21 protein-coding genes are annotated in these 25,770 nt (G+C 69.5%); 12 read left to right on the top strand and 9 right to left on the bottom strand.

Annotated features, from left to right (window positions below):
• Positions 1-58: 58 nt before the first annotated feature.
• Positions 59-577: a gamma carbonic anhydrase family protein gene (locus BLW00_RS13800; protein WP_092555127.1), complete on the bottom strand. Its 519-nt coding sequence runs from the start codon at positions 575-577 to the stop codon at positions 59-61.
• A gap of 44 nt (positions 578-621) precedes the next feature.
• On the bottom strand, positions 622-2,307 hold the full coding sequence (locus BLW00_RS13795; protein ID WP_217634383.1) for a cation:proton antiporter: 1,686 nt from the start codon (positions 2,305-2,307) through the stop codon (positions 622-624).
• A 98-nt stretch (positions 2,308-2,405) separates the two neighbouring features.
• Between BLW00_RS13795 and BLW00_RS13790 the strand changes: the two genes are divergently transcribed.
• Both BLW00_RS13790 and BLW00_RS13785 read left to right on the top strand, forming a co-directional pair.
• The gene (locus BLW00_RS13790; protein WP_092555125.1) at positions 2,406-2,807 is read left to right on the top strand and encodes a DUF3592 domain-containing protein; all 402 of its coding nucleotides are present in this window, start codon (positions 2,406-2,408) and stop codon (positions 2,805-2,807) included.
• Positions 2,808-2,854: 47 nt separating this feature from the next.
• Positions 2,855-4,111 carry a low temperature requirement protein A gene (locus BLW00_RS13785; RefSeq protein ID WP_217634382.1) on the top strand — a complete coding sequence of 419 codons (1,257 nt, stop codon included), beginning with the start codon at positions 2,855-2,857 and terminating at the stop codon, positions 4,109-4,111.
• Between the two features lie 55 nt (positions 4,112-4,166).
• On the opposite strand, the gene BLW00_RS13780 is transcribed toward BLW00_RS13785, so the two are convergent.
• Positions 4,167-5,846, bottom strand: a complete 1,680-nt coding sequence (locus BLW00_RS13780; RefSeq protein WP_092555123.1) for an AMP-binding protein — start codon at positions 5,844-5,846, stop codon at positions 4,167-4,169.
• A 59-nt stretch (positions 5,847-5,905) separates the two neighbouring features.
• Here BLW00_RS13780 and BLW00_RS23485 point away from each other — a divergent pair, with 59 nt between their 5' ends.
• Positions 5,906-6,058 carry a hypothetical protein gene (locus tag BLW00_RS23485; RefSeq protein ID WP_175494277.1) on the top strand — a complete coding sequence of 51 codons (153 nt, stop codon included), beginning with the start codon at positions 5,906-5,908 and terminating at the stop codon, positions 6,056-6,058.
• A 39-nt stretch (positions 6,059-6,097) separates the two neighbouring features.
• Here the strand turns inward: BLW00_RS23485 and BLW00_RS13775 are convergent, their stop codons facing one another.
• From BLW00_RS13775 to BLW00_RS13755, 5 genes are all read right to left on the bottom strand, one after another.
• Positions 6,098-6,307: a hypothetical protein gene (locus tag BLW00_RS13775; protein WP_092555121.1), complete on the bottom strand. Its 210-nt coding sequence runs from the start codon at positions 6,305-6,307 to the stop codon at positions 6,098-6,100.
• Positions 6,308-6,337: 30 nt separating this feature from the next.
• Positions 6,338-7,060, bottom strand: coding sequence for a hypothetical protein (locus BLW00_RS13770; RefSeq protein WP_092555119.1), 723 nt, complete (start codon positions 7,058-7,060; stop codon positions 6,338-6,340).
• 74 nt (positions 7,061-7,134) lie between these two features.
• Positions 7,135-8,370: an FAD-dependent oxidoreductase gene (locus BLW00_RS13765; protein WP_092555117.1), complete on the bottom strand. Its 1,236-nt coding sequence runs from the start codon at positions 8,368-8,370 to the stop codon at positions 7,135-7,137.
• Positions 8,371-8,511: 141 nt separating this feature from the next.
• Positions 8,512-9,402: a type IV toxin-antitoxin system AbiEi family antitoxin domain-containing protein gene (locus BLW00_RS13760; RefSeq protein ID WP_092555115.1), complete on the bottom strand. Its 891-nt coding sequence runs from the start codon at positions 9,400-9,402 to the stop codon at positions 8,512-8,514.
• 151 nt (positions 9,403-9,553) lie between these two features.
• Positions 9,554-11,122, bottom strand: a complete 1,569-nt coding sequence (locus tag BLW00_RS13755; RefSeq protein WP_245741589.1) for a DUF7059 domain-containing protein — start codon at positions 11,120-11,122, stop codon at positions 9,554-9,556.
• 59 nt (positions 11,123-11,181) lie between these two features.
• On the opposite strand from BLW00_RS13755, the gene BLW00_RS13750 reads away from it, so the two are divergent.
• From BLW00_RS13750 to BLW00_RS24265, 3 genes are all read left to right on the top strand, one after another.
• Positions 11,182-12,774, top strand: coding sequence for a carboxylesterase/lipase family protein (locus BLW00_RS13750; protein ID WP_092555111.1), 1,593 nt, complete (start codon positions 11,182-11,184; stop codon positions 12,772-12,774).
• A gap of 248 nt (positions 12,775-13,022) precedes the next feature.
• On the top strand, positions 13,023-13,781 hold the full coding sequence (locus BLW00_RS13745) for an HAD-IIB family hydrolase (protein ID WP_092555109.1): 759 nt from the start codon (positions 13,023-13,025) through the stop codon (positions 13,779-13,781).
• A 232-nt stretch (positions 13,782-14,013) separates the two neighbouring features.
• Positions 14,014-16,659 carry a helix-turn-helix transcriptional regulator gene (locus BLW00_RS24265; RefSeq protein WP_092555107.1) on the top strand — a complete coding sequence of 882 codons (2,646 nt, stop codon included), beginning with the start codon at positions 14,014-14,016 and terminating at the stop codon, positions 16,657-16,659.
• Here BLW00_RS24265 and BLW00_RS13735 read toward each other — a convergent pair.
• Positions 16,652-17,944, bottom strand: coding sequence for a glycosyltransferase family 2 protein (locus BLW00_RS13735; RefSeq protein ID WP_092555105.1), 1,293 nt, complete (start codon positions 17,942-17,944; stop codon positions 16,652-16,654). The two genes, BLW00_RS24265 and BLW00_RS13735, sit on opposite strands and share 8 nt — an antisense overlap.
• A gap of 362 nt (positions 17,945-18,306) precedes the next feature.
• Here BLW00_RS13735 and BLW00_RS13730 point away from each other — a divergent pair, with 362 nt between their 5' ends.
• From BLW00_RS13730 to BLW00_RS13705, 6 genes are read left to right on the top strand one after another with little or no spacing between them, the layout of a single operon-like run.
• Complete coding sequence (locus tag BLW00_RS13730; protein WP_245741588.1) at positions 18,307-19,656, top strand: nucleotide sugar dehydrogenase; 1,350 nt, start codon at positions 18,307-18,309, stop codon at positions 19,654-19,656.
• A gap of 40 nt (positions 19,657-19,696) precedes the next feature.
• Positions 19,697-20,719 (top strand): NAD-dependent epimerase/dehydratase family protein, encoded by a 1,023-nt coding sequence (locus BLW00_RS13725; protein WP_092555102.1) that lies wholly within the window; start codon positions 19,697-19,699, stop codon positions 20,717-20,719.
• Complete coding sequence (gene glmS / locus BLW00_RS13720) at positions 20,719-22,530, top strand: glutamine--fructose-6-phosphate transaminase (isomerizing) (protein WP_092555100.1); 1,812 nt, start codon at positions 20,719-20,721, stop codon at positions 22,528-22,530. Before BLW00_RS13725 ends, glmS begins: the two co-directional genes overlap by 1 nt.
• Before the next feature lie 29 nt (positions 22,531-22,559).
• A complete protein-coding gene (locus BLW00_RS23480; protein ID WP_175494276.1) occupies positions 22,560-24,182 on the top strand; it encodes a polysaccharide deacetylase family protein in 1,623 nt (540 codons plus the stop codon).
• 32 nt (positions 24,183-24,214) lie between these two features.
• Complete coding sequence (locus BLW00_RS23475) at positions 24,215-25,015, top strand: hypothetical protein (protein ID WP_245741634.1); 801 nt, start codon at positions 24,215-24,217, stop codon at positions 25,013-25,015.
• 47 nt (positions 25,016-25,062) lie between these two features.
• Positions 25,063-25,767: a FadR/GntR family transcriptional regulator gene (locus BLW00_RS13705; RefSeq protein ID WP_092555096.1), complete on the top strand. Its 705-nt coding sequence runs from the start codon at positions 25,063-25,065 to the stop codon at positions 25,765-25,767.
• The last annotated feature ends 3 nt before the right edge of the window (positions 25,768-25,770 follow it).

Genomic DNA, 25,770 nt, shown 5'->3' with positions numbered 1-25,770 from the left:
TCGCCAAAAAACGTCGGTATGGCGTGCGACGTTGCGGCGTGTTTTGGCGATTCGGCGCTCAGCCGATCACGGTCGCCACCGCGTGCCCGGCGCTCAGCCGCAGGTAGGTCTCCGCGTTGCGCCGGATGCGCGCCTGCTCCTCGCCGTCGAGCTCGCGGCGCACCTTGGCCGGCACCCCGGCCACGAGCGAACCGGGCGGCACGATCGTGCCCTCGAGCACCACGGCTCCGGCGGCCACGAGCGAACCGGCGCCGATCACGGCACCGTTCAGCACGGTGGCGTTCATGCCGATCAGGCAGTCGTCGTCGATGGTGCAGCCGTGCAGCACCGCGCCGTGCCCCACACTCACACCGGCGCCGATGGTGGTCGGGATGCCGGCATCCGCGTGCACCACCACGTTGTCCTGTAGGTTCGAGCCCTCGCCGAGCGAGATCGAATCGGTGTCGCCACGCAGCACGGCGCCGTAGAACACGCTCGAGCGGGCAGCCAGGCGGGTGCGGCCGATGATGGTCGCGGTCGGCGCGATCCAAGCGGTCTCGTCGATCTCGGGGGTGGTGCCGTCGAAGGTGATGATCATGGTTCTCCTGAGCTCGGGGCGGATGGAAGAGGATGGCCGGGGTGTCAGAGCCGATTGCCGAGACGAGACACGATCGCCGCCTCCTGGTAGTCGAGCTGCTCGAGGAACTCCCGGGCGGCCTCGTCGTCGAGCGTGTTCGCGTCGCGTTCGGCCACGACGGCCATGCGCTGCGCCTGCAGCACGCGGCGGTAGAGCGCGCCGAACGCCTTCCCGAACTCGCCCTCCGTCGGATCGGGCGCACGCTCGGCATCCTCCGACTGCCGCGCCACCATGGCCTGCACGCGCTCCAGCAGCTCGAGCGGCATGCCCTGCGGCGGCGCCGACACGAAGGCGGCGAACTCCTTCTTCGAGGCGTCCTCCGCAACTTTCCGGGCGAGCTCGGTCTGTTCCCGGTCGTAGGCGTCCTGCTTCGGATCGCTCAGCTTCAGAGCACGGATCAGCGCGGGCAGCGTGAGCCCTTGCACGAGCAGGGTGCCGACGGCCACGATGAAGGCGATGGCCTGGATCTCGGCGCGTCCGGGGAAGGGCTGTCCGTTCGCCAGCAGCATCGGCACACCGGCCGCGGCGGCGAGGGTGACCACTCCGCGCATCCCGGTCCACGACACGACGACGCTCTCCCGCCAATTCAGGAACACCGGATACTGCCGCGGTCGGCGACCGCGCGCGACCCGGACTTCGTTCTCCCGAGCGATCCGTTCGCGGATGCGCACGTCGCTCGCCATCTTGCGCCGCATGATCCGGTCGGTGAAGTAGTTGCGGCCGAAGGAGAGGAACACCCAGGCCGGGCGGATGAGCAGCACCACCAGCAGCACGAGGAGCCCTACCCCGAACACCGCCCAGACCGACTGCCCGGTATCGGTGAGATCCTGGATGACGAAGCGCAGTTGCAGGCCGATGTAGGCGAACACGAAGGCCTCGAGCAGCACATCGAGCGAGCTCCACACCTGGCGCTCCTGCAACCGGGTCTCGTAACCTGCACGGCTGGCATTGGTGCCCACCACGAACCCGGCAGCCACCACCGCGAGCACCCCCGAGGCTTCGAGTTGCTCGGCCAGCAGATAGGCGGCGAACGGCACGATCAGACCCAGCACCGTCTCGAGTGCGGCATCCTTCAGCAGGCGACGGATGAGCATCGACACCCAGGCGAGCGCGATGCCCACCACGATCCCCACCACGGCGCTGTAGAGGAAGAGCAGGATCGGGTTCTCGAAGATCGTGTGGGTGCCGGCAACCGCGGCGACTCCGATCGAGAAGAGGGTGAGCGCGGCGGCGTCGTTGACGAGGCTCTCGCCGGTGAGGATCGACATCACGCGCTTGGGCAGGCCGAGCTTTCGGCCGATCGCCACGGCGGCCACCGCATCCGGGGGCGAGACGATCGCGCCGAGGATGATGGCGGTGCCGAAGGTGAGCGCCGGCACCGCCCAGGCCGCGAACACGCCGACGACGAGCGTGGTCGCGACCACGAGCCCCACTCCGAGACCGATGATCGGGCGGAGGTTGCGCACGAATGAGAAGAACGAGAAGTTCAGCGCCGCCGAGTAGAGCAGCGGCGGGAGCACGAGACCCAGGATGATGTCGGAGTCGAGCTCGATGCCGGTGAAGCCCGGGATGAAGGATGCGGCGAAGCCGACCAGGGTGATGACGAGAGCCGGCTGGAGTCCCCGGCGTTGCGCGAGTCCGGTCAGCGCGATCGCCCCCACGATCACGAGAAGGAGCTGCACACCGTTCACGCTGCCACTCTAGCGGGGGGCTCCGGCTCGGCCCGGGGCTCCGCAGCGGCCCGGGATGCCGACGCGGCGAGCGGCTCCGGCCCAATAGGGTGTTGACCATGGAGGATGCGATCGACGCCGTGTCGTTGATCACGGAGCTGTTCAGCTGGATCGGCCTCGGTGCCGGCGTCGTGCTCCTGGTGATCGGACTCCTCCGCGGCGCCTACTTCCGCGGCTGGAGCGAGACGCTCGGCGTCGTGGTGATCGACACCGGCGGCGATCTCGCCTACCGCTGGCTCGGCGACGACGGCCTGCTCTACGAGGCTCCCTCGATCGACGACGACACCCAGGTGCTCGAACCCGGCGAAGACGTCACGGTCTACGTCAGCCCGCGCGACCCCTCGGTGGGCCGCATCGACGACCCCAAGCACGAGGGCCGGGCGCTGCGCACCACGGGCTGGATCCTGCTCGGCATCGGCGCACTGGCCGTGGTGCTGCAGTTCGTGCTGCTCTTCCTCTGAGCCGCAGGTCGCATCCGCCCCGTCGGCACCGCTCTAAGCTGGAGCGCATGTCGAAGGACGTGCACGCGCTCAGCGGTCTGATTCCAGTGGTGCGGATGCGCGCCCGCAGCATCGACGAACCGGGCCGCGTCTCCAGCCCGCTCGAGCTGCTGTTCGATCTCACCTTCGTGGTGGCCATCGCGTCGATCGTCACCCAGCTGGCCCATTCCGTGGCCGAGGACCACCTCGGCACCGCGTTGCCGAACTACCTGATGGTGTTCTTCGCCATCTGGTGGGCCTGGCTCAACTTCACCTGGTTCGCCTCGGCCTACGACACCGACGACGTGCCCTATCGGCTGCTCACCATGCTGCAGATGGGCGGTGTGCTCGTGTTGGCTGCGGGCGTGCCCACCGCTTTCTCCTCGGGCGACTACACGCTCGTCACGCTCGGCTATTTCATCATGCGCATCGCCCTCGTGGTGCAGTGGCTGCGGGCAGCGACCCAGGACGAGGCGGGGCGCCCCACCGCGCTGCGGTACGCGCTCGGCATCTCGATCGTGCAAGCGCTCTGGATCATCCGTCTGTTCGTCACCCAGGGCTTCTCGCTCGGTCTGCAGATCGCCGTGTTCGCGTTCCTGGCGGTCTGCGAGATGGCGGTGCCGATCTGGGCCGAGCGCCGCGGCATGACGACGTGGCATCCGCATCACGTGGCCGAGCGCTACAGCCTGTTCACCATCATCGTGCTCGGCGAATCGGTGCTCGCGTCGAGCGTCAGCGTGCAGAGCGTCGTGAGCGCCGGATCGTCGTCGGGCGAGTTCGTGCTGCTCGCGGCATCCGGTCTGGCGCTGCTGTTCGGGCTGTGGTGGGTCTACTTCCTCGAGCCGGCGCACGTGGGGCTCGAGCGCAACCGCGACTGGTCGTATTTCTGGGGCTACGGTCACTACTTCGTGTTCGCGTCGTTGGCGGCGCTCGGCGCCGGGCTCGAGGTGAGCGTGGAGGCGATCGGGCACCATCTCGAGGCGCCGGCCGTGGTGGTCGCGTACGCGATCGCGATCCCGGTGGCGGTGTTCCTGGTGGCGATGTGGGCGCTCTACCGCCCGCTCATCCGGCCGACCGTCATCCCACCCGCCCTCTCGCTCGGCGCGGCCGCGGTGGTGCTGCTCCTCCCCCTGCTCACGGGGGTGCTTCCGCTGGCGGGCGTGGTGCTGGCGATCACCATCGTCATCGCCCTGGTGATAGCCGGCACCATCCTCTACCGACGCCCTCCGCAATCGAAGGCTGCTGGGCCCTCCCAGACGACCCAGGGTGAGCGCGAGGCCGCGTGAGCGACCTCACGCGATCATGTCCCCTGCGCCGCAGAAGCGGCGGCGCAGCATCGATTCAGTCCAGCAACTCCCTGAGCTCGCGGCGGAGCACCTTGCCCACGTTCGACTTCGGCAGGTCGGCACGGAAGAGGATGCGTTTGGGCCGTTTGTAGCCGGCCAGTTCACCCTTGAGGTAGCTGCGCAGCTCGTCTTCGGTGAGCGAGTCGTCGGCCTTCACCACGAAGAGCACCACCGCTTCGCCGGAGTGCTCGTCGGGCACCCCGATCACACCGGCGTCTTTGACCTTCGGATACGCCATCGCGACCTCTTCGACCTCGCTCGGGTAGACGTTGAACCCGGAGACCACGATCAGGTCTTTCTTGCGGTCGACGATGGTGATGTAGCCGTCGTCGGACATCGAGGCGATGTCGCCGGTGAGCAGCCACTCCCCCTTCAGCACGTCGGCGGTGGCCTCGGGCTGGTTCCAGTACCCCGACATCACCTGCGGACCGCGCACGCACATCTCGCCGGCCTCGCCGAGCGGAACGACGTTGCCGTCGTCGTCGCGCATCTCGATGTCGGTCGAGGGCAGCGGCAGACCGATGGTGCCGACCCGGGGCGGCATCCAGGTGGGGTTCACGGCGACCACGGGCGAGGCCTCGGTGAGACCGTAGCCCTCGAGCACGTCGTTTCCGGTCGCGTCCTTCCACGCCGCGGCCGTCGACCCGCGCAGGGCCATTCCGCCCGCGACCGTCAGCTTCACGCCCGAGAAGTCGAGCGCCTTGAAGTCGTCGCGATCGAGGAGCGAGGCCGCGAGGGTGCTCACCAGGATGAGCACGCTCGGCTTGGTCGTGGCGATCGTCTTGGTGAGTCCCGCGGTGTCGCGCGGATTCGTGATCAGCACGTTGTGCGCGCCGAAGTTGAAGAAGGCCAGGCAGTTCACCGTGAGGCAGAAGATGTGGTACATCGGCAGGGCCGCGATCACGGTCTCGGCGCCCTCGTCGAGCCGCAGCCGCATCGGGGCGAGCATCTGCGCCTGGTTCGACATCAGGTTGAGGTGGGTCACGATGGCGGCCTTCGTGCCGCCGGTGGTGCCGCCGGTGTACTGCAGCAGCGCCGTGTCGCCCCGGGTCACCTCGGGGAGGGAGACGGAGGCGTGCTTCGCCCCCTTCTCGAGCGCCTCGCGGAACCCGATCGTGCCGGTGAGGCCGTGCTTCGGCACGATCTTCTGCACGTGCTTCACGACGAAGTTCGTGAGGATGCGCTTGGCCGGGGGCAGGAGGTCGCCGACATCCGTCAGCACGATGTGCTCGATCGACGTCTCGCCGAGGATCTTCTCGAGCTTGTCGGCGAAGTTCTGCAGCACGACGATCGCCACGGCGCCCGAGTCGACGAACACCTTCTTCATCTCGTGCGCCGTGTAGAGCGGGTTGGCGTTCACCACGACCAGGCCCGCCTTCAGAGCGCCGAAGACGGCTACCGGATACTGCAGCAGGTTCGGCATCTGCAGCACGATGCGATCGCCCTTGGCGAGCCCGAGTTCGCCGACGAGGAAGGCGGCGAAGCGGTCGGAGAGGGCGTCGATCTGCCGGAAGGAGAGCACCGTGCCGAGGTTCGAGAACGCCGGACGATCGGCGTACTTGTGGCAGACCTCGTGGATCAGTTCGCCGATGGAGCCGTACTCGACGGGATCGATGGTCGGGGAGAGCTCAGGGGAATAACTTTTCAGCCACGGTCGGCTCTCGTATGCGTTCATCGCCTTCTTCGGTGTCGACGGGCTGGGCCGATACTCACGCTACCCGGTATCGTCGTCACATGAGCAACGACGACGACGAGTACGACAACCGCCCGTCCGGCTTCATCGGCCGGCTCGGCCATGCGCGCATGCTCGCCTGGATCGTGATCGCCGGTCTCGTCGCCCTCAGCATCGGCGCCATCTCGGTCGTCATCGTGCTGCAGAACGCCTAGCGTGCCAGGACGCCGGCGCGCCGCCGGGGGCTGCTCGGGCTAGGCCGTCGCGGGAGCCGCGTCGTCGTCAGGGGTCGCGTCGTCGAGGAGCTCCTGGTCCCAGTCCTTCAGAGCCTGCTCGGCCTCGGCCCGTGTGTCGAACGGGCCGAGCGAGGGCGCACCCGGGAAGTCGTCGGGGTTGAGGTCGGTCGTGACGTAGTAGGTGACGGTGTCGTCTTGCTCGTGCTCGACGATGCGCAGGTCTGTCATAACGTCAGACTCTACCGACTCGGCGGCGCATCAGAAGTCGAAGCCGCCGCCGAAATCGCCCCCGCCGAAGTCTCCGCCGCCGAAGTCGCCCGATCCGCCCGACCAATCGCCGCCGCCGCTGTCGGCCGTGACTCCGCCGTCGGACGCCGCGCCGGCGTCGCCGCCGGCATCCGGGCCGCCGCTGTCTCCGGAGTCGTTGGAGCCGTCGCCGCTGCCGTCGGCGCCATCGTTTCCGGCGTCGCCCGCGGCCTGGTCGGCTCCCGGGTTCGGGAGGAAGGCGCTGACGAGCGCCGACCCGATGACGTAGCCGGCGACGGTGCCGAGCAAGGAGCTCGCCACCATGCTGCCGAAGCCCATGCCGCCGTTGCCGCCGCGGTTCGCGCCGTTGAACGAGCGCTCCAGGGTGCCGGGCTGCCGGATCTCGGATCGGGTCGCCGCCTGCGCGAGGGAGCGCGGGTCGTCGCCGCGCGGCTGCTCGCCGGCGGGGGCGTTCTCGCTGAGCTGGGTGAAGAGGATGCGCCGCTGCTCGGGCGTCAACTTGGTGAAGGCCTCCTCGTGCACCTGCTCGATGGTCTCGGGAGGCGCGGTGCGCAGGAGGTAGCGGTAGCGCTCGACGGCGATCTCGTCGTCGGTGCGGGCAGGTGCCGCAGCGGGCGCGGGCGGCGGGTAGCTCTGGCCGGCCGGCGCCTGCGGCGGATAGGGGGCGGACTGCTGCGGTTCTTCTCGGCCCAGGAGGCGGTCGAGGAATCCCATGGTGATCGCTCCGTTCTCAGCGGGCGCCGGATGCGCCGTCGCTGGTATTCAGTCTCCCGCGAGCGACTGAGGAATCACTGTGCTCCCACCACGACGTCGCTGATGGTCTCGGGCCGGAAGCCGCGCCCGATCAGGCGCGGGGCGATGGCCCGGATCGTGGGCACCACGATGTTGAGGGCCGCTCGCTGCGCCGGGGTCGGGGGGTTCGAGAGCAGAGGCTTCGACTGCGGCTTGCCGATGGCGCTGTGCAGACGCAACTGGAGGGCTTGCATGGCTCGCACCGGAGGCAGCCGACGGCGCTCGATGGCCGCCAGATCGCGCTCGCTCACGCCGTCGCCCAGCAGCGGTTCGGCCAGCCGGTTGGCGGTGGCGACCGCATCCTGGATCGCGTAGTTCACGCCCACGCCGAAGGCGGGCGACATGGCGTGCGCGGCGTCGCCGATGCAGAGGAGGCCGGGGCGGTGCCACGACTCGAGGCGGGCGACCTGCACGGTGAGGAGCTTCACCTGGTCCCAGTCGGTGAGGGTGTCGACCACGGGGCGCAGCGGCTTCGCCGTGCTCGCGAGCGACTCCCGGAAGGCCTCCAGCCCGCCGGCCTGCACCTCGACGAAGCGGCCCTTGGGGATGACCGAGCCGGCCTGGAGGTGGTCGCGGCGGTCGATCGTGAGCACCAGGGCGTTGCGGTCGACGTAGGCGAGGGTCGACGGAGGCGAGACGGGAGGCTTCGGCAGTTCGAACCAGAGCACGTCGATGCCCACGCCGAACTCGCGGGGTTCGAGCCCCGTGGCGGCCCGCACGGTCGAGCCACGTCCGTCGGCGGCGACGGTGAGCCGGGCGACCACTTCGAGCTCGCCCTCCGCATCCGTCGCCGTCACGCCGGTCACCGCGGAGCCGGCGCGTCGCACGCCCGTGGCGTTCGTGTTCATCAGCAGACGGAAGGAGGGGAACTCCTGGGCTTTGCCGGCGAGGAAGTTCAGGAAGTCCCACTGCGGCATGAAGGTGAGGAAGTCGTTCGGCGCGGGCAGCTTGCCGAAGTCGACGGCGTGGATGCGCACGCCGTTCACCACGAAGTCGAGCGTGTGCACCTCGCTGTGCGGCAGTTCGAGGAACTCCTCGCGGAGGCCGAGCTGCCCGAGCAGCCCGAGGGTGGAGGGGTGGATGGTGTCGCCCCGGAAGTCGCGGAAGAAGTCGGCGTGCTTCTCGAGCACCACGACGTCGACCCCGATGCGCCCCAGCAGGTAGCCGAGCATGATGCCGGCGGGTCCGCCGCCCACGATGCAGACGTCGGTCTCCACTACGCGATTCGCCATGCCCTCACTCTAAAGTCGCGCCTCGCTCGGCGACATCCCCCACTCCTGTCCTCCACACCCTGCTCCGCCGTTTCGGGAGGAGGAGAGCGCAACCTCCCCCGAAAACGGCGTCGGTCGCGCGCTCCTCCTCCCGAATCGTCGTCATACCGCGAAACGCGTGCGCCGCTGCCGTTCCGACCAGCGATGTTCCCCGCGCGAGACCTTCGCCCTGATCACGCCCAGAGCCTCCGACCAGCCAGAGGAAACCTGTGCGTGACTCAGACGCAGAACCTGATATTGAAGGCTATGGAGGGCCAGATCTTTGCGCCTGTCCCTCTCGAAGTCGACCTTGTCCGAGTGCCATTCCCACCCGTCCAGTTCGAGCACCAGCCGGTCGCCGATGAGGATGTCGACGCGCCCCGCCATCGGGATCTCGACTTGCGTTCGGTACGGGATGTTCACCGCCTTGAGGCTCAATCGCGCCTTGGTCTCGAGGCCGGACTCACAGGTCGGATCGATGAGATCGAGCAACCGTCGACTCGAGGCCGGCAGCGGGTCGAGAAGCTCGGCCACCTGCACGAACGAGAGGTACCCCCTATTCATCGCGGAATCGAGCGAGGCGACGGCGTCCATCCAGGGTTGGCACAGCACGGCATGTGCGAGCGCTACAGGGAGCGGATCGACGGCGCGATCGCCGAGTGGCTGACTCCGGAGAGAGCGGTGCACGACGATCGGCGTCTTCGATCGTCGACCGTCGGCGGCCGACGGGGAGTGCCCGGAGTGCCGGCCCACCCGCACGTGCGGCAACCGGTCGTTGACGCTCCAGATGCGGTGGGCGCGAAGCACGTCGAGGCAGGACACCCGCCCGCCGGCGCGGATCGCCCTGAGCGCGAGCGGCGGTGCCCCGTCGACGGCGACCCAGCCGCGCACCACACGGTGCAGGCTGCCGCGGCTGACGGTGCGCGACACATCGGGCGAGCTGAAACCTGCAGCATGAAGGTGACGGAGACTGACGACGCCGCCGTTGCGCGCCGTGAATTCGAGGATGTCCATGGGGCACCAGCGTGCCCGGTGCCGACGCCCGGTGGGACGACCTCGAGAGATCTGTGGAGAAACGTCTCGATTCGGGAGGACGTGGACGAAACCGAGGCCGAAAACGGGGGAGGTAACACCCAGCTCCTCCCGAAAAGGAGGACGGGACGGATCAGGGGGCGGCGGAGCGGAGGAACACGTCGGCCAGGAGGGCGCGGATGGCCGGGAGGAGGTCGGCGCGGAGCGCCTCCTCCGACACCCCGAGGAGCGAGGCGATCGCCCCGATGATCGCCCCGACCGAGAGATCGCCGTCGCACGCGCCCACGAACGCCGCGAGGCCCGTGTCGAGCGGCACCGAGCGCGCGAAGCCGCCGCCCTGGCGCAGGGTCATCACGACAGGATCGTCGTGCCCGGGCCAGTAGTGCCGTTCCTCGGTGACGTCGGATGCGTAGACGAGCGTCTCGCGCAGCAGCGCCGCGTCGTCGCGGCGCGCCGCCCAGTCGTGACCCGCCAGGCACGCCGCGAGGTGGTCGCCGAGCCCGATCGGGTTCGAGCCGACGGCCGAGTCGACCCGCTCGTAGCGCGCGAGAGTCGGCGCGCCCGTGAGCGCGGGCCGCCGCAGCAGCACGTAGCCGAACCCCACCTCACGCACCCCGCGCTCCTCGAAGTCGTCGAGCCACGCTCCGTACAGCGGGTCGAATCCGGGCGTGCCGGGGCGCGTGCCGCCGTCGCGGATCCAGGTCTCCGCGTAGGTCGGCGCATCCTGCCGCTCCCGCTCGATCACCCAGGCGTCGAGCTGCGGCCCGGCGTCACCCGACACCCACCTCCGCACGCGTTCGAGGCCGTCGAGCATCCCGGAAGCGTCCGGCCCCGCACGGTACTCCCAGTTGCCGAGCAGTTGCGCGATCCCGCCCGGGGTGAGGTGCTCCCCCGCCTGTCGCACCACCTGCTCCACGAGGGCGTCGCCCACCATCCCGCCGTCGCGGTATTCGTACTGCGGCACACCCTCCACCCGTGGAGTGATGACGAACGGCGGATTCGAGACGATCCGGTCGAAGCGTTCGCCCCGCACGGGTTCGAACAGGCTGCCGTGCCGGAACTCGATCGAGTCGATGCAGTTCAGCCGAGCGTTCATGGCCGCCAGCGAGAGGGCGCGCCGTGAGATGTCGGTGGCCACCACGCGCCGGGCGTGGCGGGCAGCGTGCATTGCCTGGATGCCGCATCCGGTGCCGAGGTCGAGCACCGAGTCGGCCGGCGTCGGGATCATCAGCCCGCTCAGCGTGTTCGAGGCGCCGCCGATGCCGAGCACGTGGTCTTCGTCGAGCGCCCGCCCGAGCACCGCCTCGCCGAGGTCGGAGACCACCCACCAGCTGCCCGCCCCGAGCGCGTCGACGAAGCTGTAGGGGCGCAGGTCGAGCAGCGCGCTCCACCCGGATTCACCGGATGCGCGCCCCAGCAACCCGAGTGCGCTCGCCCCCGCCACCCCGAGTCGCGGCAACGCCGCCGCCACCTCCTCGGCCGGCACGGTGTCGCCCAGCACGAACAGCGCCGCGAGCGTCGCGGCCGGCGGCAGCGGGTCGCCGGATGCGCGGAGCCGCTCGAGCGCCCGCTCCGCCGGCAACCGCCGCCCCCGGAACAGAGCGGATCCCGCCTGCTCGCCCCAGATAGCGTCGAGCACGTCGACCCGGTAGCGGGCGGCGGTGAGATCCTCGCGCAGGAGGTCGATCGATTCGTGGTCCACCCGACCATTCAACCCGCTCGGAGAGGCACCCCGGACGCCCGGATCGCTACAGTGGCCTCATGCCCGCACTGCCCGTCGACCTGGACGTCGACCCGCTCGTCGTCGCAACCGCATCCGGAGCCGTGCGCGGCACCCTCCGAGAAGGCCTCCGCAGCTGGCGCGGCATCCCGTATGCGGCACCGCCGGTCGGCTCCCTGCGCCTGCGCAGCCCTCGCCCGCCGGAGCCTTGGACGGGCGTGCGCGACACGATCGACTACGGCCACGCGGCGCCGCAGCACGAGAACAAGGCGATCTCGCTCCCGGAGGGCGTGACCCAGTCGGAGGACTGCCTCACCCTCAACGTGCTGGCCCCGGCCGTCACCGGCGAAGACGACGACGAATCGCTGAAGCCGGTCATGGTGTGGATCCACGGCGGCGCGTACTTCGCCGGCTCCAGCGCCCAGCCGCTCTTCGACGGCACCCACCTCGTGAGCCGTGGCGACGTCGTCTATGTGGGTGTGAACTACCGCCTCGGCGCCCTGGGCTTTCTCGACTTCTCGTCGCTCGGGAGCGCCGAGGTGCCCTTCGACACCAACCTCGGCCTCCGCGACATCCTGGCCGCCCTCCGCTGGGTGCAGCAGAACATCGCGGCCTTCGGCGGCGACCCCGGCAACGTCACCCTCTTCGGCGAGTCGGCGGGCGCCGGATGCGTCACCACACTGCTGACGTCACCCGCGGCCGAAGGTCTCGTGCACCGCGCGATCGCCGAGAGCTCGCCCGCCACCTCGGTCTATTCGGCGGAACGTGCCGCCCACGTCGCCCGGCGATTCCTCGCCCTGGCCGGAGTGCCGGAACACGAACCGGAGCGTCTGCTCGAGCTCCCCGTCGCCACGCTCAACCAGGCCGCGTTCGACCTGGTCGGCGCCGTCTCTGCCGAGACGCCCGGCACGCTCGCCCTCGCGCCGGTGGTCGACGGCGACGTCGTGCCGGTGCACCCGCTCGACGCCTACCGCGCCGGCGCCCAGCTCGCCGTGCCGCTCATCATCGGTACGAACCGCGACGAGGCGTCGCTGTTCAAGCTGATGAAGTCGCCGCTCATGCCGATCACCTCGGCGAGCGTGCAGGCGATGTTCGAGGAGATCGCGGCCGAACGCCCCGACCTCGCGGGCGCCGAGGCCCGCATCGAGAGCGCCTACCCGCACTTCCCGCGCCACCAGACCCCGGCCGATATCTCCCGCGACGCCGGGTTCCGGATGCCGTCGATCTGGCTGGCCGCCGCGCACAGCCGGGTGGCCCCCACCCGCATGTACCGCTTCGACCACTCGCCGCCGCTCCTGAAGCTGCTCGGCATCGGCGCGACGCACGGCGCGGAACTCGCCTACATCTTCGGCAACCTGAAGATCGCGAAGAAGGACTTCAGCTTCGACCTCGGCGGCCTGGCTGAGGCCCGCCGGGTGTCGGCCGCGCTGCAACGGCGCTGGATCGCGTTCGCCACCGCCGGAGATCCGGATGCCGCGGCGGGCACGCCCGAGCCGGATGACGCTCCCGCGTGGCTTCTCTACGACGAGACGACCCGGTCGACCCTCGTGGTCGATCACGGCGAGACGATCGTCGACGATCCGGATGCCGCGATCCGCGACGCCTGGGGCGACGAGGTCGTCGGCTTCGACTGAGCCGCCCGGCCGAACCCGTCCGGCCGAACCGATCCCGGGCCGCACCGATCGCGGGCCGCACCGATCCCGGGCCTCACCGATCTCGGGCCGCACCGATCCGCTGCCGCCCGAATCCCCCTACCGGCCCCCGGGCGACCCGATTCCCGCTCCCCGGCCCGGTCTGAGACAATCGGACGTGCGCCGCACCGTGGCGACTCATCCGTCGACGACGACACCCCCTCATCCACGAACCCTAGGAGACCTTCGCCGTGACGACCCCCGTGCGCCTCGTCGCATTCGACCTCGACGACACGCTCGCCCCTTCGAAGGCGCCGCTCGATCCTCGGATGGCCGACCTGCTCGTGCGGCTGCTCGAACGCGTGGAGGTCTGCGTGATCTCCGGCGGCCAGTTCGGCCAGTTCCAGTCGCAGCTGGTCGCGAACCTCCCGGCCGGGGCCGACGACAAGCTCGCCCGCCTGCATCTCATGCCCACCTGCGGCACGCAGTACTACCGGCACGAGATCGGCGAATGGAAGCAGATCTACGCGGAGAACCTCACCGACGAGCAGAAGACCCGGGCGATGAGCGCGCTGGAGGCCAGCGCCAAGGCACTCGGCCTCTGGGAGACCGAGACCTGGGGCCCCATCATGGAGGATCGCGGTTCGCAGATCACCTACTCGGCCCTCGGCCAGGCCGCGCCCATCGACGCGAAGGCCGCCTGGGACCCGACGGGCGAGAAGAAGGAACGGCTGCGAGCCGCCGTCGCCGCCCAGCTGCCCGACCTCGAGGTGCGCTCGGGCGGATCGACCTCGGTCGACATCACCCGCGAGGGCATCGACAAGGCCTACGGGATGACGAAGCTCGCCGAGCTCACCGGCATCCCGCTCGACGAGATGCTCTTCGTCGGCGACCGTCTCGACGAGGGCGGAAACGACTATCCGGTGAAAGCCCTCGGCGTGCCGACCCACGCTGTGGAGGGGTGGCACGACACCGCCGCCTTCGTCGAGGGGTTCCTGGCAGAGCACTGAGCATGCAGCTCCGAATGTGCAACTCCTTGTTTACAACCGTTGAATAGGGTATGAATTCGAATACCCACCAACACCCGCACCCACCCAGTGCGGCCGAGTAGACAGTGTCGTCATGACGAGTGCTATGCAGTTCGCGACCCGAGTCGCTGAGACAGATTGCGAGCGCACCCGAAGCGCTTGCCGGCGCCATGGTGTGGAACCGCCGGGCTGACCGTTCCGGACAGGGACGTTGATGGAGTTCATCGCACACCGGGATGAGCTCGAGTTCGTCACGCACATCGCCACAGCCCCTGCGGAGAGCGCCGTGGTCTTCGTCGGCGAGCCCGGCATCGGCAAATCGCACCTGCTCGATGCCGCCCGCCGGGAATCGAGCATCCAGGCCGTGCTGCTGCACGCGAATCCGGCCGAGGCGGCTTGGCCGCTCTCCGGGTTCTCCCGCGTCTTCGCCTCGATCGACGACTCCCGCGCCGTGGAGTTCGGCGGCCGCTTCACCCTCCGCTCCACCGAGCCGCAGTTCATGTTCGCCGCCGCCCGCGACCTGCTGTCGCTGCTGCGCGGCCTCACCCTGCCACCGCTGCTCGTGCTCATCGACGACATCGACAAGATGGATCTGGAGAGCCAGACGCTGCTCGGCTTCATGGCGGGGCGGCTCGCCGGCACGGGCCTGCGCTTCGTGGCGAGCGCTGAGCGGCTCGCCGAGGACAGCCCGTTGGCCGGGTTCCAGCAGCGCGAGGTGCACCGGTTGAGCGTCGACGAGTCGGTCCAGCTGGCCCTGGCCGACCTCGGCCCGGGCACCGATCCGGGAACCCTGCAGATCATCGCCCATCAGGCCGACGGCAATCCGCTCGTGATGATGGAGGCCGCCCACTCGCTCAGCCACGAGCAGACCCTGGGCCGCGAGCCGCTCGTGCTCCCCTGCCGGCCGAGCGAGACCATCAAGAGCACCGCGGCCTACCGCCTGGCCGGCATCGCGGAGCCGCAATGGCGCATGCTGGAGAACATCGCGCTCGCGCCGGTGAGCCACATCACGGCGCTCACCCGCACCAGCACCGACGACATCGACGCGTTGGAGGACATCCTCTACTCCGGCCTCGCCATCGCGCACGGGCAGTACGTGCACCTCGTCGAGCCACTGCTGCGTTCCTACCTCTACTGGAACATGAAGCCCCGCGAGCGCCGCGAGCAGCACGCCCGGCTGGCCGAACTGAACGACGGCATCGACGACCGGCTGCAGGTCTGGCACGCGAGCTTCGCGACACCGGATGCCGCGCTGACCGACGAACTGCTCGTGGCCGCGACGCGTTTCGCGAACGAGGGCGACATCAACTCCGCCGTCGAGCTCGCGGAGCGGGCCCTGCTCATCGCGATCGACCTCGAGGAGCACCACGCACTGCTCTTCCGCTTCGCCTCGGCACTGTCGAGCCACGCCGAACTCGACCTCGCCGAACGCTATCTGCTGCACGTGCGCTTCGACCCGAGTTCGGCCGCGCTCAACATGCGGCTGGCCGCCGATCGCATCGCGATCGAGTTCGAGAAGACGCAGATGGTGCCCACTGGCGACGTCGAGGCGGCAGTCAGCCTCTACGGCGACGACGACCCCTCCGGCGCTGTGCACCTGCTCTCGCTCACCTCCGTGCTGCACGCCGTGCGCTGGGAGGTCGACGAGGCCCGCCGCAGCGCCCTGCTGGCCGAGAAGTTCACCGCTCGCGCCAGCGAGACAGCCAGGCAGGCGCACAAAGAGGCGCTCGGCGTGGTCGACGCCACCGACAACGTGCCTGGCAACGAGCCGCCCACGGCGCGCATCAGTTCCGAATCGCTGCAGGCGCTCTCCCAGCAGTCGCTGGTGACCTTCGCCGCCACCCTGACCTACCGCGAGCGCTATGCACAGGCCCGCCGCGTCTACGCCGTGCTGTTCAGCAAGCCCGACGGCGATCCGCTCGCGATCGAATGGGCGCACACCCTGGCCTGCACGAACGAGCTCCGGGCGGGCGACTTCCACCGCGCTCGCCTGGCGGTCGAAGACTGGCTCACCATCTCCTTCCCTGTCACCAACCGCCGGTCGGTGCGTTCGCTGCTGCTGGCCTGGTATTCCTTCTCGAAGGAGCGCGTCGACGAGTCGAAGGCGTTCGCCGAGGAGTGCCTCGAGCTGGCCTCGGCCGAGCGCAACCCGGCCGTGCTGGCACGCCTGTTCACGCATCGCGGGCAGGTGGCCCTGCTCGAGAAGAACTACGACGAGGCGGTGCGGGTGCTGCTGCTGGCGGATGCGACCGCCGCGCACATCGAGAACCCCTCGCTGCTGCGCCACGTCGCCGACCTGGTCGAGGCCTGCGTGGCCACGGGCCGGATGCGGGAGGCCGAGGCGGTGCTCCGGCGCATGATCGAGCAGCAGAAGCTCCGGCCCACGAAGTGGCTCGACCTCGCGATCGCCCGCGCCCGCGCCCTGGTAGCTCCCGACGACGTGTCACCGACGCTCTTCCGCGAAGCGGCGGCGGCCTACGACGGCACGGTCTACAGCTACGACCACGGGCGCACCCTGCTCGCCCAGGCGGAGCGACTCGGCCGGCTCGGTCACGCCCAGGCCGCCGAGCACGCGGCCACGGCGGCCACGGCCGCGTTCGAGCAGGCGGGCGCCACCCTGTGGGCACGCCGCTTCGTCGCTCAGACCGAGACGCCGCCCGCCGTGCCCGCGAGCGCCGTGCTGGCCCTCCTGACGCCCGAGGAGCGCGAGGTGGCCGAGATGGTGCGCAAGGGATTCCGCAACCGCGAGATCGCCGCGGAGCTCTACATCTCGCTGCGCACCGTGGAGCTGCGGCTCACGCACATCTACCGCAAGGTGGGGGCGCGCTCGCGCTCGCACCTGGCGTCGCTGCTCAACTGAGCGCGGGCTGTTCCGTCTCGGTGCGGGCGGGTCGCCGCGAGGGGCTCTTCCAGCTGCCGGTGGAGCGGCTGAACACCGCTTCGAACAGCGCCACCATGCAGAGCAGGGCGTCGACGATCCGGAAGAACGGGAAGACGACGCCGTAGGCGAGGTACACCGGCCGCTTCGACACCACGGCGGCCAGCACGCTCAGCAGGTAGTCGGGGATCACCACGCCGAGCACGAGGGCGAGCGGCGGCAGGAGGCCGGCGACGTCGTCGGCGAAGCCCGATGGGTCGAGACCGAGCTCGTCGAGCGTCGAGGCACCGGTCGAGATGAGCACGCCCGGGATGAGCAGGATCAGCACGACGCTCGAGAGCACGAGCTCCGCGATGAACAGGGTCAACGCGAACCAGAAGGTGCGCATCCGGAAGCCGTGGCGGCCGACCGTCTGCCAGAACCCGAGGTTCCAGCGCTGCACCTGCTTCACGTAGTCGAACAGGGTGTCCGGGTCTTGGGTGAGCGCGATCGCCGCGTGCGGGTGGAAGGCGATCCGGCCGAGGCGTTTGGCGTGCACCTCGAAGGTCATGTTGTAGTCCTCGATCTTGAGGCCCTGCGCGGCGATGTCGATGTCGGCCAGGATGCGCGTGCGATACATGCTCGCGAAGCCCGGCACGATCGGCACCACGTTGGCGTAGCGCGCAGCCATGCCGAACTTGAAGAGGTATTGCATCGCGATGTAGACCCGCTCGCGGTAGGCCACGAGCAGGCGGCCCATGAGGGTGGGCGAGCGCGGCACGAAGAGCGTGGAGGCGCGGCCCGCCACGGCGACCACGGAGGGGTCGGCGAACTCGCCGAGACCGGTCTCGAAGTAGTCGGCGGTGAGGTGGGTGTCGGCGTCGAGCAGCAGCAGCACCTCGAAGCGCTCGGCGATGCCGAACTGCTTGATGGCCTCCACCAGCGCGCCGGCCTTTCCGCGGTTCGGGCTGAGCTCGAGCACCGTGGCGCCGTGCGCGCGGGCGATGACCGCGGTGTCGTCGGTCGATCCGTCGGAGACCACGAAGACGTTGATGTCGTGGCCGAACTCGGCGAGGGAGGCGATGGTGTTGCCGATCACCACTTCTTCGTTGTGCGCGGCGATCAGGATGGCCACCTCGTCGCGGCTCGGGCCGCCGGCTCGGAGACGCTCGGGCACGGCGTTCTTGCGGCGCATGCGGGCGGCGACGACGCGCATCCCGCCCACCGTGGTCCACAGGATCGTGTTGAGCCCGAGCACCAGCACGAGAACGATCAGGAACGAGAACATCGCAGCCTTCCCCCTTTGGTCACGAGGCCAACGCTAGTTCGTCGCGGCACACCCGTCCCCCGCATCCTCGTGCGGGAAACCGCACTTCACTGTCACCGACCGCACTCGGACGCGAACCCCGCGTTGAAAACCGCAGTCCTCCGAAAAGCCGTTGACTCCCCTGCGAGCCGACGGAGACAGTGTGTCCGGGGGCAAGAGGCCGAAAAACTCGAACTTCATCTCTCAACCCGACCCGATTGCGTCGCACGGCGACGAGATGGATGAGCCTCTCACCCGGAGGTACCCACTCATTCCTCTCGTCGTCGTAGACCGCCGTGATCCCACCGCTATTGACACGCGCCAGAAGATCAAGGGAGACCACCGTGACCACGTTCGACAGCATCACCCGCCCACAGCGAACCGAGGAAGCCGAGGGATGGAGCGTACCGGTTCAGCCGGCCGCCGCCGCCAGCGGATTCGAATTCGACGTCGCCATCGTCGGACTCGGCTACGTGGGTCTGCCGACCGCACTCGCCTATCACGGCTCCAACAGCCGGGTGCTCGCGCTCGACGTCTCCGAACGCCGGATCGACGTCATCCGCTCGCAGCAGGCCGACCTGCTGGAGGTCGACCAGGCCCGCCTGTCGATCGCCCTCGACCACCCCGGCTTCACGCTCAGCACGAACCCCGACGACCTCAGCCGGGCCGCCGCCGTCATCGTCTGCGTGCCGACCCCGGTCGACGAGCACCTCATCCCCGACCTCTCCATCCTGAAGGGCGCCACCGCCATGGTGGTCGACCACGCGGTCGCCGGCCAGGTGCTGATGCTCACCTCCACCTCCTACGTCGGCTGCACCGACGACCTGCTGGTGAAACCGCTGATGGAGCGGGGCTTCACCATCGGGTCCGACGTGTTCGTCGCGTTCAGCGCCGAACGGATCGACCCGGGCAACGCCTCCTTCGACCACGACGAGGTTCCCCGCGTGGTCGGCGGAGCCACCGCCGAGTGCGAGGAGGAGGCCACCAAGCTCCTGCTCCGCTACGTCACCAACGTGCACCGCGTGCGCTCGCTCGCGGCGGCGGAGATGACCAAGCTCTTGGAGAATACGTTTCGCGCTGTCAACATCGCCCTGGCCAACGAGTTCGCCGACATCTGCCGCTCCCTCGATCTGAATCCCGCCGACGTGGTCGACGCCGCCGCCACCAAGCCCTACGGGTTCATGCCGTTCCTGGCCGGGCCCGGTGTGGGCGGCCACTGCATCCCGTGCGACCCGCACTACCTGCTCTGGCAACTGCGCAAGCAGCGCGTCGCGGCGCCGATGATCACGCAGGCCATGGTGGAGATCGCCGCCCGGCCGAACCGCGTTGTCGACCGCGTGCAGGAGGTGCTCTCGGGCGCCGGCTCCGGCATGATGGGCACCCGCGTGCTCGTCATCGGCATCTCCTACAAGCCGGATGTCGCCGACCTCCGCGAATCGCCGGCTCTCGAGATCCTCGACGGCCTGATCGAGCGCGGCGCCACGGTCGCGTTCGTCGACGACCACTTCGACGACGTCACGCTGCCGAGCGGTGCTCACCTCACCGCCATCACCGACCCCGGCGCGTTCCAGGCCGAGCTGGTGCTGCTGCACACGCGGCACTCCTCGACCGACCTGACCTGGATCGAGCCGCACCAGCTCGTTCTGGACACCACCTACCGCGGGGTCGACGTGCCCCAGCGGGTGATCCTGTAACACCTCGACCCATCCGACCCGAACTCGAATAGGACAAGCAATGCGCACAGTAATCACCGGCGGAGCCGGCTTCATCGGCAGCCATCTGGTGGAATACCTCCTCGAACTGGGAGACGAGGTCGTCGTGCTCGACGACATGTCGACCGGGGCGCCCCGCAATCTGATCGACTCACTCGTCAACCCCCGACTCTCGATCGTGCACGGCTCCGTGCTCGACCGGGATGCAGTGATGGCGACAGTGCGCGGGGCCGACCGGGTCTTCCACCTGGCCGCCGCAGTGGGGGTGAAGCTCATCGTCGAACAGCCGCTGACCAGCCTCCGCACCAACATCCACGGGACCGAGAACGTGCTCGACGCCTGCGTGGAGCACGGGGCGACCCTGCTGCTCGTGTCGACCAGCGAGATCTACGGCAAGAACACGGCCGACAAGCTGCACGAGGACTCCGACCGCATCCTCGGCTCGCCGCTGAAGTCGCGCTGGACCTACGCGGCCGCCAAGGGCATCGACGAGGCATTCGCCCACGCCTACTGGACCGAGTACGGACTCGACGTCGCGATCGTGCGGCTGTTCAACACCGTGGGCCCCCGGCAGACCGGTCGCTACGGCATGGTGGTGCCGAACCTCGTGGGCCAGGCGCTGCGCGGCGAGCCGCTCACCGTCTACGGCGACGGCAACCAGACCCGCTGCTTCTCCTACGTCGGCGACATCGTGCCGGCGCTCGTCAGCCTCATCGAGGAGCCCACCGCCTATGGCAACGCGTTCAACCTGGGCGGCGCGGAAGAGGTCTCGATCATCGACCTGGCCCGTCGCATCATCGACGTCACCGGCTCGAAGAGCAGCGTCACCTTCGTGTCCTACAGCGACGCCTACGCTGCCGGTTTCGAGGACATGCGCCGCCGGGTGCCCGACAACAGCCGCGCCTACGGCCTCGTCGGCTTCGTGCCGTCGACACCGCTCGACGAGATCATCCGCCGCGTCGCCTCGGAGATGCTCACCTCGCGCTCGCTCGAGCACGAGGTCGCGAGCTCCCCACGCGTCGCCCTCGACACCTGGGGTGCCTGATGTGCGGCATCGTCGCCTGTCGGATGGACGAAGCCGCAGGCCCGTTCCTGATCGACGCGCTGAAGCTGCTGGAGTACCGCGGCTACGACTCCGCCGGGGTCGCCATCCGCACGCTCGACGGCACGATGGCCTCCTCCCGCACCACCAACCGGGTCGAGACGCTCGAACGCCAGCTCGACGAGTGGGCCGGCCCTGCGCTCTCGGGCACCGGCATCGGTCACACCCGCTGGGCGACGCACGGAGCGGTCACCGAGACGAACGCGCATCCGCACGCCGACTGCCGGCAGCGCGTCAGCATCGTGCACAACGGCATCATCGAGAACGCGGATGCCCTGCGCCGCCAGCTCGAGCAGACCGGTCATGTCTTCGCCTCCGAGGTCGACAGCGAGGTGGTCAGCCACCTCATCGAGGAGGAGCTGCTGATCACGGGCGATCTCCGCTCGGCGGTCACGGCGGCCACTCTGCGGCTGCACGGCTCCTGGGCGATCGTGGCCCTCGACGCCGAGACCGGCCGGATGGTCGCCGCCGCGCACCGCTCGCCCCTGCTCGTGGCGCACTCGGCCAAGGGCGTCTTCGCCGCCAGCGACATCAACGCGATCGCCGAGTTCGTCGACGAGTTCCAGGCGATGGGCGACGGAGACGTCGTCGAGCTCGCCGAGGAGTTCGTGTGGACCCGGAGCGGCGCGCACTCCGCGGCGCCCGCCTACGCGGCCTCGAACTGGTCGGGCGTGACGCACGGCCTCGCCGGGCACACCGACTACATGAGCAAGGAGATCGCCGAGCAGCCCGAGACCGCAGCCCGCATCATCGATCGCCTCGCGCCGATGATCGCCGACGGCTCGCTCTGGGCGGGTCTGAACCTCCCGCCCTTCGAACGGGTGGCCGTGCTCGGCTGCGGCACCTCGCTGAACGCCGGGCGGGTCATCGCCAACGCGTTCGGCGCCCTCGGCGATGTGCCGAACAGCTCGCTCATCGCGAGCGAGGCGTCGTCGGCGATCGTCGACCCGCGCACCCTCGTCATCGCTCTCAGCCAGTCCGGCGAGACCGCCGACGTGCTGCGGGCGATCGACGACCTCGACCTCGGCACCTCGTCGCTCATGGCGCTCACCAACAGCGAGCACTCCACGCTCGCGCGCCGCGCCGACTCCATGCTCAACTGCAACGCGGGCCCGGAGATCGGCGTCGCCGCCACCAAGACCTTCGTCGCCCAGGTGATCACCGGGGTGGCGATGGCGCTGTCGGCCCTCGCGGCGACACGGAGGATCGATCGGGACTACGCGCGGCGTCAGACCGACGACCTCCGGCGCATCCCGGACCTCCTCGCTCATGCGATCGCGGCGTCGCAGAAGGCGATCCCGCCGCTCATCGAGGAGATCCGGGATGCCCAGGGCTATCTCTTCCTCGGCCGCGGCGCGGGCGTCGTCTACGCCGCCGAGGGGGCGCTGAAGCTCAAGGAGCTGAGCTACCGCTGGGCCGAGCACTACCCGGCCGGCGAGCTGAAGCATGGCCCGCTGGCGCTGGTCGAAGCGGGCACGCCCGTCGTCGTGATCGACTCCGGCGATCGTCGGATCGAGAGCAACATCGCCGAGGTCGAGGCCCGTGGTGGTCGCGTCATCAGGATCGGCGGCGCCGGCAGCACCATTCCCGCGCTCGGCCTCAGCCTCGGCACCCCGATGCCCGGCGGCATCGACCGCTGGGGGCCGCTGGAGTCGGTCGTCCCCCTGCAGATCCTGGCTCGCGACCTGGCGCTCGCGCTGGGCCGCGACGTCGACAAGCCCCGCAATCTGGCCAAATCGGTCACCGTCGAATAAGGCCACTCGAAGAAACTAAGGAGCACATCGTGCAACGAGGCACCACCGAACCCACGAAAGCGCGTTGGCGCCCGTTCGCGACCCTGCTCGCCGTATCGGCACTGGTGGCCGCTGTCGCCCTGCCCAGCGCGGCAGCGGCGGCGGCCACCCCGTCGATCACCCTCCCGCTGGTGAAGCCGCAGACGGTGATCAGCCTCACCTTCGACGACGGCAACGCGAACCAGCTCGCCGCCGCGTCGGCGATGAACACGCTCAAGATGAAGGGCACCTTCTACATCGTGTCCGGATTCGTCGGCGCAGCCGGGTACTTCACCCGCGCGAACCTCGACTCCCTCAAGGCAGCGGGCCACGAGATCGGCGGCCACACGGTGAACCATCCCGACCTCGCGGTGCTCCCCGCCGACGAGGTGGCCCGGCAGATCTGCAACGACCGCAGCACGCTGATGAGCTGGGGCTACACGGTGAAGAGCTTCGCGTATCCGTTCGCCTCGAGCATCCCGGCCAACGAGACGGCCGCGAAGAACTGCGGCTACAACAGCGCGCGCATGCTCGGCGACCTGCAGAGCCGCTTCGGCTGCACCGGCTGCGGTTACACCGAGAAGATCCCGCCGGCCAACCCCTACTACCTCAAGGCGCTCGACCAGGTCGACAACACCTGGACCCTCGCCGACCTCAAGGCCTCCGTCACCAACGCCGAGAAGACCGGCGGCTGGGTGCCCTTCACCTTCCACAACATCTGCGCGAGCGGATGCGACCTCAACGTCACCCCGACGGTGTTCACGCAGTTCGTGCAGTGGCTCGCCCCGCGCGCGCTCACCAACAACACCGTCGTGAAGACGGTCGACCAGGTGATCGGCGGCACGCTGAAGCCGGCCAAGGCCGGACCCGTCGTGCCGGCGGCCGGCCCAGGCGTCAACGCCGTGGTGAACCCGAGCATGGAGACCATGGGCTCGTTCGGGCTGCCGAGCTGCTGGATGACCGGTGGCTACGGCAACAACACCCCCACCATCACCTGGACCTCGCCGGCCCGCACCGGAACGGTGGCCGGCTACGTGTCGGTGGCCAACTACGTCGACGGCGATGCGAAACTGCTGCCCACCTTCGACCTCGGCGCCTGCAGTCCGACGGTCGTGCCCGGCCATACCTATTCGATGAGGGCGTTCTACCATTCGACCACGGTCACCCAGTTCGCCATCTACCTGCGCACCACCTCGGGCATCTGGCAGTACTGGACCTCGAGCCCCTGGTTCGCGTCGAGCCTCACCTTCACCGAGGCGGTCTTCACGACCCCCGCGGTGCCGACCGGGTTCACCGGCATCAGTTTCGGACTCAACGTCTTCAGCAACGGCACCCTGGTGACCGACGACTACGCGCTCTACGACAGCGTCGGGGCACCGACGCCGTCGATCGCCCCGGCGCCCGCCCCCACGGCGGCGCCGAAGGTCGAAGGCCCGGTCGAGGTGCACATGAACCCGGCCCCCGACCCGGCCGCGACGGCGACGCCGCCCGCCGAGACGCCGCCGGCCACGACGGCACCGCCGGCGAGCCCCGCACCGGGCACGCCACCCGCCACGACTCCGGCCAGCCCAGCGCCCAGCAGCCCTGCACCGACGACGCCCCCGTCGACCGGTGCGAGCGGTGGAAGCCGATGACCCGGTCCGGCCGGAACGGAGCCCCCGTGACGATGCGCCTCGTGCGTGTCGCCGCGGGGGTTCTGCTCGTCGGCCTGGCCGGGGCGTCCCTCACCGGCTGTTCCTTGTTCAGGTCGTGCCTCGGCTTGGCCGGATGCGGAGGAACCGTGGAGACACCCACCTCGACGGCCGCGCCGGGCGGCGGGAACTACCCCCTGCACACCGGCATCGTGGGAACCACCTTCTGGGTGGGTGAGATCTTCGACCCGAATGCCGCCGACGGCAGTCAGGTGCTCTCCACCTACGACAGCAACTGGCTCGCGAGCTACGGCGGCTGCGACGGCACGACGGCCGGCGGCAGTTGCGAGACCGAGGCCCGCACGGCCGCGAACGACTTCTTCCCCACCCAGCTGACCCCGAAGGAGAACCCGTTCTACCTCGACCTCCCCTTCGACGACGTAAACGACCCCGCAGCCTTCGCCCGGCGCGACCAGGTGGTGCCCTGGGCGGGGCAGGAGCCTTACGCCTCGCACTCCGGCGACTCGAACTTCAGCTACATGAAGAACCGCTGGGTGGCCCTCAGCTACAACGGCGCCACCTGCTACGCCCAGATCGAAGACGCCGGCCCCGGTGAGTACAACGACGCCGAGTACGTCTTCGGCACCGACGACGCCCGGCCGCTGAACGCCCGCTACGGCGGTGCGGGCATGGATGTCTCGCCCGCGGTCGTCGGCTGCCTCGCCTTCGACGAGCTCAACGGCGAGCAGGGCGGCATCTCCTGGCGGTTCGTCGACGACGCCGCCGTGCCGCCCGGGCCGTGGACGAAGGTGGTGACTACCAGCCAGGTGCAGTGACGCGCGGCGCCGGGCTCGGCGACCACCCGCAAAGGTAGGATCACTGCATGGCCGTGACCGACGAGGCGATCCTCAAGATCAAAGACATGATCCTGCGCGGCGAGCTCGCCCCCGGCGATCGCCTGCCGCCCGAGAAGGAGCTCAGCGAGCGCCTCGGCCTCTCCCGCAGCTCCCTGCGCGAGGCCGTCAAGGCCCTCGAGGTCATCCGGGTGCTGGATGTGCGCCGCGGCGACGGCACCTACGTCACGAGCCTCGAACCCCGGCTGCTGCTGGAGGCCATGAGCTTCGTGGTCGACCTGCACGACGACGACTCGATCCTCGAGCTCTTCGCCGTGCGGCGCATCCTGGAACCCGCGGCAGCCGCCATCGCCGCCGCCCACATCGACGCCGAGCGGATCTCGCTGCTGCGCGACCAGATCGCCGAGGTCGACGAGTCGAGGCCGGTCGAGGAGCTGGTGGCGCACGACATCGAGTTCCACGCCACCATCGTCGAGGCGGCGGGCAACTCCTACCTCACGACGCTGATCGAATCGCTCTCGGGCCACACCATCCGCGCCCGGGTCTGGCGGGGGCTGACGCAGGAGAACGCGACCGCGCGCACGCTCTCCGAGCACTCGGCCATCGTCGACGCCCTGGAGGCCGGTGACGGCAAGCTCGCCGAGGCCTTGATGATCGCGCACATCTCGGGCATCGAGCACTGGCTCCGGCGCTGGAGCACCTCGGGGCCGCAGGCGGGTCATCCAGACGTCTGATCT

Source organism: Herbiconiux ginsengi (assembly GCF_900107435.1).
Lineage (GTDB): Bacteria > Actinomycetota > Actinomycetes > Actinomycetales > Microbacteriaceae > Herbiconiux > Herbiconiux ginsengi.
Note: the sequence above shows the minus strand (reverse complement) of the source record. Positions and strands in the feature narration are given on the sequence as shown.

Excerpts from the sequence above, each read along its gene's own strand:
- BLW00_RS13800 (WP_092555127.1), bottom strand. The coding sequence starts at position 577 with ATGATCATCACCTTCGACGGCACCACCCCCGAGATCGACGAGACCGCT.
- BLW00_RS13790 (WP_092555125.1), top strand. The coding sequence starts at position 2,406 with ATGGAGGATGCGATCGACGCCGTGTCGTTGATCACGGAGCTGTTCAGC.
- BLW00_RS13785 (WP_217634382.1), top strand. The coding sequence starts at position 2,855 with ATGTCGAAGGACGTGCACGCGCTCAGCGGTCTGATTCCAGTGGTGCGG.
- BLW00_RS13780 (WP_092555123.1), bottom strand. The coding sequence starts at position 5,846 with ATGAACGCATACGAGAGCCGACCGTGGCTGAAAAGTTATTCCCCTGAG.
- BLW00_RS23485 (WP_175494277.1), top strand. The coding sequence starts at position 5,906 with ATGAGCAACGACGACGACGAGTACGACAACCGCCCGTCCGGCTTCATC.
- BLW00_RS13775 (WP_092555121.1), bottom strand. The coding sequence starts at position 6,307 with ATGACAGACCTGCGCATCGTCGAGCACGAGCAAGACGACACCGTCACC.
- BLW00_RS13770 (WP_092555119.1), bottom strand. The coding sequence starts at position 7,060 with ATGGGATTCCTCGACCGCCTCCTGGGCCGAGAAGAACCGCAGCAGTCC.
- BLW00_RS13765 (WP_092555117.1), bottom strand. The coding sequence starts at position 8,370 with ATGGCGAATCGCGTAGTGGAGACCGACGTCTGCATCGTGGGCGGCGGA.
- BLW00_RS13760 (WP_092555115.1), bottom strand. The coding sequence starts at position 9,402 with ATGGACATCCTCGAATTCACGGCGCGCAACGGCGGCGTCGTCAGTCTC.
- BLW00_RS13750 (WP_092555111.1), top strand. The coding sequence starts at position 11,182 with ATGCCCGCACTGCCCGTCGACCTGGACGTCGACCCGCTCGTCGTCGCA.
- BLW00_RS24265 (WP_092555107.1), top strand. The coding sequence starts at position 14,014 with ATGGAGTTCATCGCACACCGGGATGAGCTCGAGTTCGTCACGCACATC.
- BLW00_RS13735 (WP_092555105.1), bottom strand. The coding sequence starts at position 17,944 with ATGTTCTCGTTCCTGATCGTTCTCGTGCTGGTGCTCGGGCTCAACACG.
- BLW00_RS13725 (WP_092555102.1), top strand. The coding sequence starts at position 19,697 with ATGCGCACAGTAATCACCGGCGGAGCCGGCTTCATCGGCAGCCATCTG.
- glmS (WP_092555100.1), top strand. The coding sequence starts at position 20,719 with ATGTGCGGCATCGTCGCCTGTCGGATGGACGAAGCCGCAGGCCCGTTC.
- BLW00_RS23475 (WP_245741634.1), top strand. The coding sequence starts at position 24,215 with ATGCGCCTCGTGCGTGTCGCCGCGGGGGTTCTGCTCGTCGGCCTGGCC.
- BLW00_RS13705 (WP_092555096.1), top strand. The coding sequence starts at position 25,063 with ATGGCCGTGACCGACGAGGCGATCCTCAAGATCAAAGACATGATCCTG.